The organism is Mycolicibacter heraklionensis, assembly GCF_019645815.1.
GTDB lineage: Bacteria > Actinomycetota > Actinomycetes > Mycobacteriales > Mycobacteriaceae > Mycobacterium > Mycobacterium heraklionense.
Genome location: NZ_CP080997.1, coordinates 1,969,287 through 1,984,644, shown reverse-complemented (window position 1 = coordinate 1,984,644; position 15,358 = coordinate 1,969,287). Strand labels below are relative to the sequence as shown.

The following is a 15,358-nucleotide window of genomic DNA, read 5'->3' as shown; positions in this document are numbered from 1 at the left end:
GTAGGACCGCTCGTCAGCGGACGCCGCTCCTGCTGTTCCGAGCAGTAGCCCCAACGCCGCGAGACTGACACCGACTGACTGCGCTGTGCACCTCATTACGCTCCTCCGGTTCATATGCGACCCCATATACCATCCAATGTGCTGCAACTCAGCGCAAAACCGTCAGGCGACTGCGCATACGCATTGCCCGCGCAGCGGGAGCCTACTTTTTGAACGCCTCTCAGCGGCCAGTCAAGCGGACCGTCCCAGACATTGCCGGACCGACCGTCATAGTGACACGAAAAAAGTCCGCCGTTCCGATCTCGGCCAAACACGTACTTGCCGTAATTGCTGCACGGCTGACCACGCACGGGGTCGTGGCGCATGCCGGGGACATCCCCCTGCCCAACTTGACTCTGCTGCGCGGGTGGGGGCGTCACAGCTGGGCGTACCTCAGAACAGGCGACATTCCCGGCCATCCCTGGCTCAGCGAGAACGTCCTCGCACGTACCGCACGGAACCGTCGCGATCTTGCCGCCTAGCTGGACCTGGCAAAGTGGTTCTGCTGACGCTAAGGGCGATGGCGACGCCAGGCTCCAACCGGCGCACAAGAAAATTGCCACTACGACTCTGGGGAGCACCGAAGCGCAATGCTGAGGCATCGCTGCATGCTAATCCGGCAAGAGATTGGAGCATAAAGCAAATCCCCGCCACCCCTCCCGGAGAACCACGCAGCTCCTACGTCGCCTGACGAGCCCGGCGCTATCGCGGAGCGCGAAACCAGAAGCCAGAGGGAGGTTGATCTAGTGGCCGTGGGGCAGCGAGGCATGCGCCGTAGGACTCAAAGCGCGCGGTGCATTCGGCCAACCTGCGCCGCCTGTCCGTCGTTTCCGAACCGAGAAGCAGTGCACAGGCTGTTCGCTTGTACTTGATGGGCGATTTCTACACCATCGCTGTATCGAATACCCCTTCAAAACTGTTCTGACCTTCGACATCATTCCGCGGCATCGTCTTCGTCGCCTCGAAAATGATTCGTTTTTCGTTGTACTTAACTAGATGAACCCGGCTCGATACCAAAACATCGGTCATGAGGCAGTTCAGGCGATGAACCGCCTTCACACATCAACGATCGCGGGGAATAGAACTGAAGGTGCCGACCCCGCCGCCGAAGAACTTCAATAGGTCCGATGCCAAGAAGGGCTGCCTCGACCAACTCCACAAACGTCTAGGGCACGGATCTCGCCGAAGGCTACCGCTGGACATGCAGGTAAACAGCTCGGGGCGGACGAGTTGGCCTGTAAGCCGGATTCTGTCCCGCACCGCTTACGCGGTGCGGCGGCGACCATCCATCTGGGCACACCGTCGCCGGGTACCTCAAGCGGCCTACCCGCAGATTCGGGCGAGCAGCCCTCAAACACCTGCGCGACCGCACCGAAATGCGGCCTTCTTGGCCTTGCTTCGGGTGGGGTTTACCAAGCCGTCCCGGTCACCCGGAACACTGGTGCGCTCTTACCGCACCGTTTCACCCTTACCACCTTGCGGTGGCGGTCTGTTTTCTGTGGCACTATCCCGCGAGTCACCTCGGATTGCTGTTAGCAATCACCCTGCTCTGTGAAGTCCGGACTTTCCTCGACCCGCTTTACGCGCGCCGCGGCCGCCCGGCCAACTCGTCCGCGCTGATCACCGTACTACGCGTTGCCCCGCAATGCCGCACCGTAAACGGCGACCACCACGGATCGGTCGGGGCTATTCTCCGACCACACGCCGATCGCGGTGTTGGCGCAGTCGGACATGATCGCGAAATCCGCGGGGTTGTAATACCACCGGTTGAGGATCTCGATGCCGCTGATGGCCACCGCAGGGTTGATCGCCACGGTTTCGGCCACCGTCCCCGGAAAGCCTGCGGCCTGCGCGCGGGTCTGCGGCGTGGATCCGTCCGAACCGAGGTCTGAATCCAGATCCCGATGTCCCAGAACGTCTTTGGCGTGCCATTCGGCGGCAAGCACCAGCCGGGGATCCACCATCACCTTCTCGGCGCAACCGGCCTGGTGGTGAATCGTGTAGACGTTGGTCACCACACTGTCGTTGAGACGCGAGTTGTCGGCACCGGCAGCAGGCAGCGCCCCCGCGCTGGCAATCATGATCGCCAGCAGCGCCGCACGGCGCACATCAATTCCCATCTGGCACCTAGCCCTACACCGGGTCGAACTGCGAGACCAGCCACCGGCCACCGACTTTGTCCAAGGTGACCCGCACACTCGAGGCGGTCGTGGTGGGCGGCCCATTTCCGATCGTGGTCGCCTGGTCGACGAAGAGCAGCACCACCGCATGGCGCGCACTCGCGCTCACCGATGACGCCGCGGGCACCGTCACCACCGTCGAAATGTGCTGCTGTTTGGCGCCGGGTGCGACCACTTCCTTGATCAGTTGGGTGTACTCGTCGCGGAAGGCGCCGGTCATGCCGTCGGCGGCCGCCGCCGACGCGCTGTCGACGGTGTCGGGGCGATACGACAGCATCGCGATGGTGGCATCGGTCGCGGTCTGTACCGACTGGGCCGCTGCCTGCTGAGCCACCCGCGCCGAGACGTCCTGCCACCGGAAGTAGCCTGCCGCCAACGTCAGAATCAATGCCAGACCGGGCAGCGCAGCGACTGCCACCAGACGTAGCGCCGCCCGCGGGTCCCGCTTCGGCCGACCGGTGTCGTCAACGACATCGGCGACGCTGCTGTCGGGTGCCTCAATCGTGGGAGCTGTAGTCATGGCTGAATCCCCGCTCACTGAACGAACGCGATGTTGGACACTTTGGGGCCGTCGCCGGTGCGTTGCAGGCTGATTCGCATCCGCCAGCGGCGCGGCTCCGGTTGGACAGCCCCGGCGATCGTGGTGCGCACCGAGACCGCCAGCAACACGTCGGCCCGGTCGCCGTCCACCGATTCCAACCCGGCTTCGGTGACGGTGCCTTCCGACTCCGAGTGGGCCTGCTTGACGACGTCGACGAAGGGCCGGGATCGCTGGCTGAAGTCGTCGCGGAACTCTCCGGTCGTCGAATCGATGATGCGCTGCACATCGGCGTCAGCCTGCGCGTAGCTGATCGTCGTCAGGTTGATCGCCGCTTGACGGGCCACCTGCACGTAGCTCTCACGCTGCTCCTGCGCCTGCTGGATGTGGTGGTCGCGGTAGCCGAGCCAGCCGACCGCACCAGCCAGCGCCACCACGGCCAGGCTCGCGCCTGCGGCCACTCGGCGTTCTATTCGCCCGGGGGCAGCAACATCGTCTGCCATGTCTGCTCCTTCCGCTGGGGGGCCAGATCGGTTCGGGTGTATCGCTTGCCGTCCGGGCCGAGGTAGCTTCCGGTCTCCGGGTCGTAGGGAACGAAGGCGACCGGCGGCTGATGTGCAGGGGCACGCGGCGGATCCTGCGGCACGGCCTGACCGGACAAGGTGGCGTTGGGATCGCCCTTCCAGTTGTAGCCGTCGTTGAGCGGGATGAACGACTCGTCGCTCTCGCACATCTCGACCGTGGGCGCGCGTTTGGCGGGATTGTTCTCGCAGGGAATATTGCGCGCACCACGCACATTCAGGTCCGAGTCCTGCGGAACGCGGCAGTACAGCTCGCCGGCGGGCCGATCCGGGTAGTCGACGGCGCTGGGTGACCGCTGCTGGCGGGCCGGGAGGAATCCGGTGTTGCAGGGCGGCGGGTAGTTCATGTTGAGGTTGAAGTCCAGGTAGATACCGCGATAGGGCGTGTTGAGGCCCGAGTCGGCCAGCGTGATCGCCGACATCACCGCGGTCCCCTGCGGAAACAGCACCAGCAGCTGCTCGATGCCCTGGTGGAACGTCACCGCGATCTCACCGAGGCTGACCATGTTGGCCAGCAACACCGGCAGCGCCGGAGCCACCCGGCCCAGCAGCGCATTGGCTTCATCGAGTGCTGGGGCGCCGATGCTGAGCAGGCCCGCGAATGCCCGGTCTTCGGCCTCGAGCTGGCCGGTGATCGATGCCAGCCGCTGCGCCCAAGCCGTGATCGAATCCGCGGTTTGCACTTGCGAATTCAGCACCGGTGGGGTCTGGTCGATCAACTGCGCGAATGGCTGCGCGGCCTCGCCGCCTTCGATCGCCAGCGACGTCGATCCGGCGACGATGCGGGACAGTTCGGCGCCAAGCCCGCCCACCGCTTTGTCGGCCTCGTCGATGACGGTGCGCAGATCGTCGTGCGGGATCGCCAGCAGCGCACGGTTGGTGGCGTCGAGCAGGTTGGCGATGTCGGCCGGAATCCGCACCTTGTCCGCGGGGATCACGTCCCCGGCGCGCAGCATCCGCTGCTGGGCGGCGTCGGCGGTCGGTGTGAGTTCGATGAACTGTTCACCGATCGCCGAGCGGCTGTGCACCGCGGCCGTCACCTGCGCGGGCACCTTGATCGACGAGTTGAGTTTCAGCACCGCGCGCACCCCGTCGGCGTCGACGTCGATCGCGCTGACCCTGCCGATCTCGGTGCCGCGGTAGGTCACCACCGACGTCGGGTACAGCCCGCCGGACGCCGGCAGTTCGACGGTCACGGTGTAGCGGCCGATGCCGAAAAGTGCTGGGACCTTGACGAAACCGAACGCCATCACCCCGCCGGCGACGACGGTGACCGTCGCCAGGATCGCCAGCTGGGTCCAGACGGTGCGGGACAGCCGAAACACCTCAGTACCCCCCGAAGTGGTAAGGGGCGACCAGCGGGTTGCCTGCGGTGTACGGGCTGGGCATCTGGCCGACGGTTCTCCCCCACTGGAGTTCCAGCTCGGTGAGGTCGCCTTCCCAGCGTGTTCCGGTGAACAGGCCGCTGTCGATCCGGCTCAAGGTCAGGTCGACGACCAGGCTGATGTTGGCGAAGTCGCCGCGGAACCAATTGGGGATGTTGCTCTTGACCCAGGGGTAGGTGGACAGGAAGTCGAGACCCTGCGTCAGCGCCGGACCGGCGTCGGCCAGCGAGCGCAACACCGGGGCGATGTTGCGCAGGTTGGCCACCAGGGCCTCCCTGCTCTGGTTGACGGTGGAGACCGCGATGGCACTGAATTTTCCGAGCGCGTCGGCGGCGTCGGCGATCTTGGTGCGTTCTTCGGCCAGCACCGCCAGTGCCTGCGGGATCGTCGTCAGTGCCCGGTCGACGGTGCGGTTCTGCTGGGCGAACTGGCCGACGAGGCCGTTCAGCTTCTCGGTGGCCGATATGATGTCGTCGGTCTGATCGTTGAGCGCCGCGATGAAGGTGTCCAATTGCGTGAGCAGGCTGCGCATGTCGCTCTCGCGTCCCGCCAGCGCGCGAGCGAAGCTCTGGTTGATCTCCTGCAGCTGCGCCAGTCCGCCACCGTTGAGCAGCAGCGAGACCGATGCCAGGGTTTGCTCGGTGCTCGGATAGGTGGCGGCCCTCGACAGCGGGATGACCGCGCCGTCTTTCAGTTCGCCGCGCGGCGGCTCGTCGGTCGGAGGCGCCAACTCGATATGCATCGAGCCGAGCAGGCTGGTCTGACCGACTTTGGCGGTGCTGTTCGCCGGCAGGTGCACGCTGTTGTCGATGCGCATGGTCACCAGCGCGTGCCAGTCCTGGACCTCGATCTTGGTCACATTGCCCACGTTGACGTCGGCGACCCGCACCCGCGAGTTCTGCTGAATGACCACGACATCGGGCAACTGGGCCGAGATCGTGTAGGTGCCGTCGCCGCGTCCGGTCCCCGGCAGGCTCAGCGAGTTCAGGCCCCGCCATTGGCAGCCGGTGACGCCGGACAGCGAGGCGATGCTCAGCGCGATGACCACGAGCCGCTTCACGGGGCGCCCTCCGGTGGCGGCGACGGCAGCAGCAGGCCGGGCAGACCAAGCTCGGGGCCAACGGGTTGCGGCGCCGGTTCGGCCGGCTGTTGCTGCGCAGCGCCCGGCCTGAGCCGGTCTTCGCTGTAGGTGATCTCGTTCGGTCGCGCCGCGGTACCGACGAACGGGTTGCCGCCGATCGGCAGAAAGTTGTACTGGCGGTTCTTGATGATCGGCGCCAGATACTGCACGCACAGCTTCGATGCCTGCAGTGAGTTCGCCCGGGCCAGGGCCTCGATTCCGCTGCAGATGAATTGGACGGTGTTGGCGAAGTTCCCAAGCGCCATCACGCCGGTGATCGCGCTCTGGGCCGGCTGGTAGATGTTCACGAAGTTCTGGAACACCGAGGGTGCGATGTGCAGGACCTGTTTGAGGTCGCCGCGGCTTTCGTTGAGTGCGGTGGTGACCGCCGTGAGGTGATCGACGGTGACGCTGAAGCCCTCCCGGTTTTCGCTGATGAAGCCGCGCAGGTCGTTGACCGCACCGTCGAGACTCGTCATCGCGTCGGCGAACTCGCGGGGCGAATTGTCCAGCACGGTGGTGATATCGGCGAGGTTGACGTTGAACGCCGCCAGCAGGTCACTGCTGGAGGTCAGCGCGGACACCAGCAGTTGCATGTTGCGGACCGTGCTGAAGATGTCGGTGCTGTGGTCGCCCAGCGCCGACATCGCCTGCGACAGTTTGATCACCGTCTCGCGGGCGGTGTCACCCTGGCCTCGAAGGTTGGCTGCCGCGGTGTTGACGAAGGCACCGACGGCACTGCGGCCGGCAGCGTCGGTCGGCTGCAGGGAATCGGTGAGCTTTTCCAGCTGCTGCCGAAAGTCGTCCCACTCGACCGGAACCGCCGTGCGGTCCTGGCCGATGCTGGCGCCGTTGGCCAGTTCGGGGCCGCCCGAGTACGCCGGGACGAGCTGGATCGCCCTGGCGCTGACCAACGACGGCGACAGGATCGCCGCCCTCACATCGGCGGGAACCTGGTATTGGGCGCCGACGGAGAAAGTCACCTTGGCAGTGTCCGGGAGCGGTTCGATGCGCTCGACGGTTCCGACGGCGACGCCCAGGATGCGGATTTCGTCGCCGGTGTAGAGCCCGTTGGTGTTGGCGAAGTAGGCGGTGTAGACGTGCTTACGCAGGCTCGCCCAGGGTGGCCCGGCCACCAGGAAGAGCGCGACGACCAGGCTCGACACCAGCAGGGCCGCGGTCGCCAGCCGCAGGAGTCGCGCGCGGCTGGACGGCAGGTTCCCACCGGCCACGGAGTGGGCGCTCATCTCAGCTCCCCCCGTCTGCCGGCGGGCCGAGTGCGGGTGGGCCCGGGGGTGGTCCGCCCGGTGGCGGCGCCGGCAACGGCTCCCGGTAGGGATAGCGCGGATCTCCGGGCTTGCCGGTAATGGCGTCCGGCAAGGTCAGATTCGGCTCGCCGCCCTGTCCGGTGCGGGGAAACGGCATCGGCAGTGGCGGGGTGCCCGGCTGGCCGACGGCCGGGTCGTTCAACTCCGAGGGCAGCAGCACATTGGGGTCCAGGCCCAGATCCGAGAATGCGGCCTCGATGGCCGGCTGGGCCAGCTGGCCCGGAATCAGGTTCACCACCGACGCCTTGAAGAACGGCCCGGAACCCAGCACCTCGCCGAACGACATGGCGTAGCGGCGAAACAGGTAGAGCGTGCGCTGCAGGTCGGCTCGGCGGTTGTCGAGAATCTCCAGGACGCCGTTGAGCTTGTCCACCGCGGGCTTGAGTTGCTGGCGGTTGTCGTCGACCACGGCCGAGACCTGCCGCGACACCGCGGTCAGGTTGGCCATCAATGCGTCGACCGAATTGCGTTGCGACAACAACTCACTCAGCAGGGCGTTGCTGTTGGCGACGAGGCCGGCGATCTGCTCGCTGCGCCGGGCCAGCACGCCGGTGACGTTGTTGGCGTTGGCCAGCAGTTGACGCAGCGTGGCGTCGCGTTTGTCGAGGGTGTCCGAGAATCGGGCCACTCCCTGCAGCGCCATCTTGAGGTCCGGCGGCGTGTCTTTGAAGGTCTCCGCCAAGGTGGTGAGCGCAGAGGACAATTGCGTGGTGTCCAGACCACTGATGACGGCGGTCAGATCTCCCAGGGCATCCGGCAGATCGTAGGGCGACGTCGTGCGTTCGACCGGTATCGGACCGGTGAGGTGGCCGTCGCCGCGCGGCGTGAGTTCCAGAAATTTGTTGCCCAGCACCGTCTCGGTCTTGATCGCGGCTTCGGTCCGGTCGCCGAGCACGACGCCCTTGCGGACCGTGAACGTCACCCGGACCCGGTTGCCCTCCAGCCGGAGGCCGGCGACCCGGCCCACCTCAAGCCCCGACACCCGCACATCACTGTTGGGTTTGATGCCACCGGCCTCGGTGAAGTAAGCGGCGTAGTCGGATGTGCCCTTGACCAGCGGCAGCCTGTCATAGCTGAACACCGCAACCACCAAAGCGACCAGCAGAAGTATGCCGGCGACGCCGACCGCTGGCCGGTTGCGTTCGGCGAGCGGTTTGATGGTGATCCGCGGCAGTTTCGGTCTCGTCATTTCGGGGCGCACCGTCCGGTCGTCTGGTTCATGATCTTGGAGTAGAGCGGTTGGCCGCCTTTGCCATTCACCTTGATCACCAGGTCACACATGTAGAAGCCGAAGTAGTCGCCATAGAGTCCGTTGCGCGCCAGAACCTGATAGGCGTCGGGCAGCGTCTTGACCAGATCATCGACATAGTCGCGGTCGGCCATCACCTGGCCGGCGGCCCGATCGGTTTGCGTCACGACGTCGCGGATGGGTTCGCGGGCCACGGTCAGCAAGTCGGCGACCGTACCGGCCGCGGCGTTGATATAGGCCACACCGTTGGTGAGGTCGGTTCGGCGATCTGCCAGCCCCTGGATCATGTGGGCCAGGGAATCCAGCCCGTGGCCGAACTCCTGGTCGCGGGTGCTGAAGGTGCCCAGCACGGTGTTGAGGTTGTTGATCACCTGGCCGATCAGTTCGTCGCGCCCGGCCAACGTAGTGGTCAATGTCGACGTCTGCGCCAACACCGAGGCGATGGTGCCGCCCTGGCCCTGAAACACCTTGAGCAGTTCTCCGCTGAGGGCGTTCACCTGGTCGGGGTCCAACGCACGGAACAGCGGCCGGAAACCTCCGATGAGGGCATCCACGTCGAGTGCGGGTTGGGTCCGTGTCAGCGGAATGGTCTGACCCGGCTGCAGTGTGCGTACCGAGCCCGGCCCCTGCTCCAACGACAGGTAGCGGTCGCCGATGAGGTTCTCGTAGCGCACCGCCGCTCGGGTGCCCTCGGTGAGCGTGAGACCCCGGTCGATGGAGAAGTCGACCGTGACGGTGCCGTCCGGGTGCAACGCCATGTTCGTGACCTTGCCGATCTCGACACCGGCGATGCGAACGAAGTTGCCGCCCTTGAGACCCGACACGTTGGTGAACTCGGCCCGGTAGCCGGCCCGGGAGTCAAACCGGAACTGCCCGAACACCGTGACCAGGATGAAGATGAACACCAGGCACGTCACCGTGAACAGCACGACCCAGGTCAGGGTCTTGCCGATATTGCCTCTCATGGCGACTCCGGTCCTGGCGCGGGCGGCCCGGGATAGCGGATTCTTGGCGGTTCCGGCTCCGGCTTGGTCACCGGGAAGTAGTTGGCGAAGCCGGGGAAACCGATACCCGGGTTGGGCCGAACATCCAGGCCGGTGCCGAATCCGGTGTCGGTCACCAGATATTTCACCGGGAAGTTCTTGCTCACGTCGGGCAGTGAGCCGCAGCTGGGCCTGCCGCCGGGTCCGCCCCGGGCATTGACCAAAGGCAAGTTGTCCGGGTACCGATACGGATCGTCGCCGGCGAGCATCGCGGCGTCCATGATGACCGACCTGCCATTGCCGCCCATGGCGTCTCGTCCGCCGTTCTCCAGGAACCATTGCGCACCCTGGAACAGGCAGGTGTAGGTCGGCGAGTACTCCTCGAGCAGGTCGGTGGTCGGCGCCATCAAGTTGAGCGCTTGAACCAGTCCGGGCTGGTTTCCGCCGATGGTGTCCACCCCGGTCGCGGAGAAGCCGACCGCGGCGAGCAGCAGCGCGTCCAGTTCGCCGGCCTGGCCGGACAAGGTCGCGCTGGTGGTGGACGCGGAGTCCAGGACGTTCAGGATGTTCTGTGCGGCAACGGAATAGATTCCGGTGGTCTGGCCGAACAGTTGCCAGTCGCGCTGCACGGTCGGCATCCGTGGGTTCACCGCGGTCAGTATCGTGTTGGCGCCGGTGATCGCCTGGCCGATGACGTCGCCCCTGCCCCGCACCGATTCGGCCACCGCCGACAGCACCGAATTGAGCTTGGCAGGGTCGATGGCGTGGACCACTGCCTGCAGGTTCTCGAACATCGTGTTGACTTCCACCGTCACGTTGCGTGAGCGCAGCACCGCGCCCGCCTGGAGCCGCTGTCCGCTGGGGCCGCTCGAAGGGATGACCAGATCGACGTACTTGGCGCCGAACGCGGTGCTGGACTTGATCTCGGCTTCGATGTTGCTCGGCAGGTATCCGAAGGGCCGCGGGTACATCTTCAGATTCAGCGTGGACAGTCGGTTCTGATCCGACCCCGGTTGGGTGCCAATGGATCTCACTTCGCCGATCTGAATGCCGCGCAGCTTTACCTTGGCCCCGTTCTCCATCACCAAGCCGGCTCGATCGGAGACCAGCGTCAGCGGGACGTATCGCCGGAATGCTCCGGAGAACAGCAGGGCGGTCATCGCGCACAGGGCCGCGATCACCACGACCAGGACGGGCGACCACCAGATCGGATCGATCCCGCCGTGGCGGGATCTGTTGCGGGTGCCGGTGCTCATTGACTCACCCCGCCTCACCCCGACAGGTGAAAGTTGCCGGACTGTCCGTACACGGACAGCGTGATGGTCAACAGCACAAACACCGTCGCGGTCACCGAGGTTCGCACGGCGCGGCCCACGGCCTCGCCGACTCCGGCCGGGCCACCGGTCGCGGTGAAACCGTAGTAGGTATGCACCACCATGACCGCGGTGGCCATCGACAGCGCGGCCAAAAACGACCACAGCAGGTCGGTGGGTTCTAAAAATGTGGAGAAGTAGTGGTCGTAGACGCCCCGCGACTGCCCGTAAATCACGGTCGTGCCGAAGCGGGTTGCCAAAAACGCCATCAGCACGGCGACGGTGTAGAGCGGTATCACCACCAGAACCCCGGCGACGATCCGGGTGGCGGCAAGGTAGGTGATCGACCGAATACCCATCGCTTCAAGCGCGTCGATCTCTTCGTTGATCCGCATCGAGCCGATCTGCGCGGTGGCGCCGGCGCCGATGGTCGCCGCCAAGGCCACCCCGGCGGTGGCCGGGGCGATGAACCGGACGTTGAGGAAGGCACCCAGGAAACCGGTCAGGGCCTCAATTCCGACGTTGGACAAGGTGTTGTAGCCCTGCACGGCGATCAGCGCGCCGGTGGACAAGGTGAGGAAGCCGACGATGACCACGGTGCCGCCGATCACGGCCAGCGCCCCCGCGCCCATTCCCATGACGGCGATCAACCGCAGCACCTCGCCGGGATAGCGGCGGACCGCATCCCCGACGGCGACCAGTGCGGCGCCGTAGAAGGCGGTCTGTTCGCCCAGCCGCCGGGTGGTCTCCGCGGCCGTCACGGCGCCACCTTCACACCGAAGGCGGTGGCCAGAATGTTGATCAGAAACAGTGCCATGAAAGCGAAGACGACGGTTTCGTTGACCGCGTTGCCCACAGCGGTCGGGCCGCCACCCACGGACAGGCCTTTGTAGCAGGCGATCAGCCCGGCGGACAGACCGAACAGCAGCGCCTTGGCCAGCGAAACCACCACCTGCGGCAGCCCGGTCAGCAGCGTCATGCCGGCGACGAAAGCACCGGGCGTGACGTGCTGCACGAACACCACGAATGCGTAGCTTCCGGTCAGGCCGACCACCGCGACCACCGAATAGAGCATTACCGCAACGAATGTCGCCGCGATCACGCGAGGAACCACGAGTGCCTCGACGGGGTTGACCCCGATCACCTTCATTGCGTCGATCTCCTCGCGGATGGTGCGGGCGCCCAGGTCAGCGCACATGGCGGTGGCGCCCGCGCCCGAGACGACGATGGCGGTAACCACCGGGCCCACCTGGGTGACCGCCGCCAGCGCCGCGCCCGCGCCGGACAGGTCGGAGGCGCCGATCTCCAGCAGCACGATGTTGAGGGTGAAGACGATGAGCACGGTGTAGGGAATCGACAGCATGATCGTCGGGACGATCGACACCCGGGCGACGAACCAGATCTGGTTGATCAGCTCGCGCCAGGCCCACGGTGGTCGCGCCATCGCCGCGAACGTCTCGCCGGCAAGCACGACGAAATCGCCGACGGCGACCGCGGGCTTGGACCAGGACGGCCCGCTCATCGCTGCCTGCCTGTGGTGTGCGCCAACGCGTCAGCCCGTTCGCGCGCGTACGACGAGCCGTCCGGTCGACGACGGCTCCGCCACTGCTGCCCCACCAGGTGCGCATGTCACTGCTGATCTCCCGCGCATTCGTCGCTCCCCTCCTGTAGTTGGCCGGAACAGTAGGAGGGCACGAGTTAGCTGTCAACGGACCCAAATGGCCTACTACCGCACTGTTCATGGAAGCTGCTGGTTGCCAGTTGCCGGAGATTTGGCGCACGGCGATTTAATCGAACCGACCGGAACGGCAACACCGCTCGCGCGCCGCACCGTGGTTTCGGCACGGTGGCGCACACTCGATAGCACCCGATCGGAAGGAACCCCGGTATGGCGACGACGGCGACGCGCTGGGAGCGGCGGGTGGACGCCGGCGACTGGGACGCCGTCGCCGCCGAACTCGACGAGTGCGGCGGCGCCCTGCTGCCGCGGCTGCTGACGGTCGCCGAGGCGGCGCGGCTGCGGCGTTGCTACGACGACGACGAGCGCTTCCGCGCCACCGTCGACATGCAGCGTCATCGCTACGGCTCCGGGCAATACCGATATTTCGCGGCACCGGCACCCGATCCCGTCGACGCGCTCAAGCGGGCGCTGTACCCGCGCCTGCTGCCGATCGCCCGGGACTGGGCTACCCGGCTGGGCCGGGACGCGCCGTGGCCCGACGACTTCGATGAGTGGCTGAGCCACTGCCACCGGGCAGGTCAGACCAAGCCGACCGCGCTGATGCTGCGCTACGGCTCTGGAGACTGGAATGCGCTGCACCGGGACCTCTACGGCGAGTTGGTGTTTCCCCTACAGGTGGTGATCAACCTCAGCGACCCGGCCACCGACTACACCGGGGGTGAGTTTCTGCTCGTCGAGCAGCGCCCGCGCGCGCAGTCGCGGGGCGTGGCCGTGCAGCTGCCGCACGGGCACGGCTATGTGTTCACCACCCGCGACCGGCCGGTGCGCTCCACCCGCGGCTGGTCGACAGCGCCGGTGCGCCACGGCGTCTCACCGATCCGCTCGGGTCAGCGCTACACGCTGGGGCTGATCTTTCACGACGCAGCGTGAAGACGCGCCTACCCCGTGTGCTCGGTACGCCGCAGCAGGATCACGTTGTCAATCAGCACTCCGGTCTGGCCGTCGGGTCCGACGGCGTCGCGGTCGGCAGTTCCGATCCGCAGCAGCTCCCACTGCGCGTCATCGATGCCCAGCCCGGCCAGCACCTCGTCGGCCGTGGCGAAATGATGCTCGCGGACGTGCTCGCCGGCCCACGGCGGCGCGGCGCCGTGGTCGACGATCAGCAGTCGGCCGCCCACCGCCACGGCGTCGGCCGCCCGGCGCAGCACCGGTTCGCGGTCCAGTTCCACCGGCGAGTGCAGAAACTGCGCAGACACCAAGTCGAATCGGCCGTCCGGAAAGCTGCTGGACAGGTCGTGGCGCTCAAAGCGGATGCGCGCAGCCACGTCGCGCTCTTGCGCGGCGGCCCGGCCGCGTGCCAGCGCATTGGCCGAGATATCGACCGCCACCACCTGCCAGCCGTGCGCGGCCAGCCAGATGGCGTCGGCGCCCTCCCCGCAGCCCAGATCCAGTGCCCGGCCGGGGGCTAGGTCGGCGGTGATCTCGGCGAGCGCAACGTTGAACCGTCCACTCCAGACCGGATCGTCGCCTCCGTAGAACTCGTCCCAGAACTCTTGTGCGTCGCGCACTGCGTCCGTCATCGGTCGTTCGCTCATGCATCGAGCATGCGGGCTGCAACCCTAAACGGCACGCTTGTTTGCTATTCAGGCAAATGACCCCGAGATCAGCCCTCAGGCGGCAGCCACACCCCAGCCCAACCACCGGGAGGTCACCAGCACCAGACCCAACGACACGGTGGCCACCACCACCAGGCCGATGACAGCCACCAGCAGCGGCCGCCAACCCGCCCGGGCGATCTGGCGGAAGTCGGTGGACAGACCGACGCCGGCGAAAGTCAGCAGGAAAGCCCATCGCGACACGTTGCCCAGGCTCGTCAGCTGAGGCTTGTCCAGCCAGCCCAGTGTGGCCACCGCCGACACCACCAGAAACCCCAAGACGAATTTGGGGAACTGGTGCCAGATGAAGGCCGCCTTGGCCCGGTAGCCCGATGCCACCTGCTCTGCCTGTCCGCGCGCCGCCCAGTACAGCGCAAAACCCAGGACCACGAAGCCGATCAGGGCGTTGCGGACGGATTTCACCAGCACCGCGATCTTGCCGGCCTCGTCGGAGAACAGGTAACCGGTGGCGGTCGTCTCCGCGGTGTTGTCCACGGACAGGCCTGCCCACAGTCCGAACTCGTGGTCACTCAACCCGATCAGGTGGCCCAGCGGCGGCAACACGAACAGGCCCACTGCCCCGAGCGCCAGGATGGCGGCAATCGCATAACTGACCTCGGAGTTCTTGGCGCGGATGGCACCCTTCGACGCGATGATCGCCGACACCCCGCAGATCGAGGTGCCGATGGCCAGCAAGGACCCGAGCTTTCCGGACAACCCGAAAAGGTGTGCTGCGCCAAGGATTATTGCGCCGGCAATCGTCATGTCGAGCAGAATCTGAATCAGGCTGATACCGCCCAGTTTGGCGATATCGCCGAGCACGAATCGAGAACCCAGCGCGACGATGCCGACCTTGAGCCAGAACTCGTAGGTCAGCACGCCCGGGAGAAAGACCCGGTGCAGTCCGACGGTGTTTCTGATCACGAGCCCGATGACGATGGCCCACAGCACATATTCGATGTCGGGCACCGTCGCGTGCAGCTGGTGGCCCAGCGCCAGCCACCACCGCTGGGCGTACTTGCCGAGCAGCCCGACGGCCAGCAGCAACGCGACGCCGGGCAGATAGTCCAGCGGGCGCCGGCTGGTGAAGACCGCGTCCGTGGCGAACTGCTCTGAATCTGGGCGCGTCGTGGTCATTTGGTCACCACGGAATCTTCGGGAGCAGGTCGGCCAGGGCCAGCGCAATGAGCACACCGACCACGAGGTTCGCCCATCCGTCCACGCCCAACCACTTCATCTGCGGCCTCTCTTCAGTGGTTTCGGCGTAACGGTATGACACCGCCGGTGCGCGATGACAGAGTTCAAA

Annotated in this window: 13 protein-coding genes, 1 other RNA gene and 1 pseudogene; 1 reads left to right on the top strand and 14 read right to left on the bottom strand. The window is 66.1% G+C overall.

The window, feature by feature from the left end:
- Positions 1 to 1,261 precede the first annotated feature (1,261 nt).
- From rnpB to K3U94_RS09200, 12 genes and pseudogenes are all read right to left on the bottom strand, one after another.
- Positions 1,262 to 1,649, bottom strand: an RNA gene (rnpB, locus tag K3U94_RS09255) — RNase P RNA component class A.
- A gap of 21 nt (positions 1,650 to 1,670) precedes the next feature.
- Positions 1,671 to 2,159: pseudogene (locus K3U94_RS09250) on the bottom strand (CAP domain-containing protein); the annotation flags it as partial.
- A gap of 13 nt (positions 2,160 to 2,172) precedes the next feature.
- Entirely contained in the window at positions 2,173 to 2,739 is a 567-nt protein-coding gene (locus tag K3U94_RS09245) for an Rv1363c family protein (protein ID WP_220696299.1), read from the bottom strand.
- A gap of 14 nt (positions 2,740 to 2,753) precedes the next feature.
- Positions 2,754 to 3,260 carry an Rv1363c family protein gene (locus K3U94_RS09240; protein WP_220696298.1) on the bottom strand — a complete coding sequence of 169 codons (507 nt, stop codon included), beginning with the start codon at positions 3,258 to 3,260 and terminating at the stop codon, positions 2,754 to 2,756.
- Complete coding sequence (locus tag K3U94_RS09235) at positions 3,227 to 4,663, bottom strand: MCE family protein (protein ID WP_220696297.1); 1,437 nt, start codon at positions 4,661 to 4,663, stop codon at positions 3,227 to 3,229. The genes K3U94_RS09240 and K3U94_RS09235 overlap by 34 nt, the downstream gene beginning before the upstream one ends.
- Before the next feature lies 1 nt (position 4,664).
- On the bottom strand, positions 4,665 to 5,783 hold the full coding sequence (locus tag K3U94_RS09230; protein ID WP_275564546.1) for a virulence factor Mce family protein: 1,119 nt from the start codon (positions 5,781 to 5,783) through the stop codon (positions 4,665 to 4,667).
- Complete coding sequence (locus tag K3U94_RS09225) at positions 5,780 to 7,090, bottom strand: MCE family protein (protein WP_220696296.1); 1,311 nt, start codon at positions 7,088 to 7,090, stop codon at positions 5,780 to 5,782. Before K3U94_RS09225 ends, K3U94_RS09230 begins: the two co-directional genes overlap by 4 nt.
- A gap of 1 nt (position 7,091) precedes the next feature.
- Complete coding sequence (locus K3U94_RS09220; RefSeq protein WP_220696295.1) at positions 7,092 to 8,360, bottom strand: MCE family protein; 1,269 nt, start codon at positions 8,358 to 8,360, stop codon at positions 7,092 to 7,094.
- On the bottom strand, positions 8,357 to 9,385 hold the full coding sequence (locus K3U94_RS09215) for an MCE family protein (protein ID WP_220696294.1): 1,029 nt from the start codon (positions 9,383 to 9,385) through the stop codon (positions 8,357 to 8,359). Before K3U94_RS09215 ends, K3U94_RS09220 begins: the two co-directional genes overlap by 4 nt.
- Positions 9,382 to 10,659: an MCE family protein gene (locus tag K3U94_RS09210; protein ID WP_220696293.1), complete on the bottom strand. Its 1,278-nt coding sequence runs from the start codon at positions 10,657 to 10,659 to the stop codon at positions 9,382 to 9,384. Before K3U94_RS09210 ends, K3U94_RS09215 begins: the two co-directional genes overlap by 4 nt.
- Before the next feature lie 14 nt (positions 10,660 to 10,673).
- Positions 10,674 to 11,477 (bottom strand): ABC transporter permease, encoded by an 804-nt coding sequence (locus K3U94_RS09205; protein ID WP_047319455.1) that lies wholly within the window; start codon positions 11,475 to 11,477, stop codon positions 10,674 to 10,676.
- On the bottom strand, positions 11,474 to 12,238 hold the full coding sequence (locus K3U94_RS09200; protein ID WP_047319456.1) for an MlaE family ABC transporter permease: 765 nt from the start codon (positions 12,236 to 12,238) through the stop codon (positions 11,474 to 11,476). Before K3U94_RS09200 ends, K3U94_RS09205 begins: the two co-directional genes overlap by 4 nt.
- 366 nt (positions 12,239 to 12,604) lie before the next feature.
- On the opposite strand from K3U94_RS09200, the gene K3U94_RS09195 reads away from it, so the two are divergent.
- Positions 12,605 to 13,327 (top strand): 2OG-Fe(II) oxygenase, encoded by a 723-nt coding sequence (locus tag K3U94_RS09195; RefSeq protein WP_220696292.1) that lies wholly within the window; start codon positions 12,605 to 12,607, stop codon positions 13,325 to 13,327.
- Positions 13,328 to 13,335: 8 nt separating this feature from the next.
- Here the strand turns inward: K3U94_RS09195 and K3U94_RS09190 are convergent, their stop codons facing one another.
- Together K3U94_RS09190 and K3U94_RS09185 are read right to left on the bottom strand one after the other, a co-directional pair.
- Complete coding sequence (locus K3U94_RS09190; RefSeq protein WP_434084911.1) at positions 13,336 to 13,992, bottom strand: SAM-dependent methyltransferase; 657 nt, start codon at positions 13,990 to 13,992, stop codon at positions 13,336 to 13,338.
- A 75-nt stretch (positions 13,993 to 14,067) separates the two neighbouring features.
- Positions 14,068 to 15,189: a YeiH family protein gene (locus K3U94_RS09185; protein ID WP_220696291.1), complete on the bottom strand. Its 1,122-nt coding sequence runs from the start codon at positions 15,187 to 15,189 to the stop codon at positions 14,068 to 14,070.
- Between the last annotated feature and the right edge of the window lie 169 nt (positions 15,190 to 15,358).

What these genes read in the sequence shown, in the direction of transcription:
- K3U94_RS09245 (WP_220696299.1), bottom strand. Translation starts at nt 2,739, where the DNA reads ATGACTACAGCTCCCACGATTGAGGCACCCGACAGCAGCGTCGCCGAT.
- K3U94_RS09240 (WP_220696298.1), bottom strand. Translation starts at nt 3,260, where the DNA reads ATGGCAGACGATGTTGCTGCCCCCGGGCGAATAGAACGCCGAGTGGCC.
- K3U94_RS09225 (WP_220696296.1), bottom strand. Translation starts at nt 7,090, where the DNA reads ATGAGCGCCCACTCCGTGGCCGGTGGGAACCTGCCGTCCAGCCGCGCG.
- K3U94_RS09220 (WP_220696295.1), bottom strand. Translation starts at nt 8,360, where the DNA reads ATGACGAGACCGAAACTGCCGCGGATCACCATCAAACCGCTCGCCGAA.
- K3U94_RS09215 (WP_220696294.1), bottom strand. Translation starts at nt 9,385, where the DNA reads ATGAGAGGCAATATCGGCAAGACCCTGACCTGGGTCGTGCTGTTCACG.
- K3U94_RS09210 (WP_220696293.1), bottom strand. Translation starts at nt 10,659, where the DNA reads ATGAGCACCGGCACCCGCAACAGATCCCGCCACGGCGGGATCGATCCG.
- K3U94_RS09200 (WP_047319456.1), bottom strand. Translation starts at nt 12,238, where the DNA reads ATGAGCGGGCCGTCCTGGTCCAAGCCCGCGGTCGCCGTCGGCGATTTC.
- K3U94_RS09195 (WP_220696292.1), top strand. Translation starts at nt 12,605, where the DNA reads ATGGCGACGACGGCGACGCGCTGGGAGCGGCGGGTGGACGCCGGCGAC.
- K3U94_RS09190 (WP_434084911.1), bottom strand. Translation starts at nt 13,992, where the DNA reads ATGAGCGAACGACCGATGACGGACGCAGTGCGCGACGCACAAGAGTTC.
- K3U94_RS09185 (WP_220696291.1), bottom strand. Translation starts at nt 15,189, where the DNA reads ATGACCACGACGCGCCCAGATTCAGAGCAGTTCGCCACGGACGCGGTC.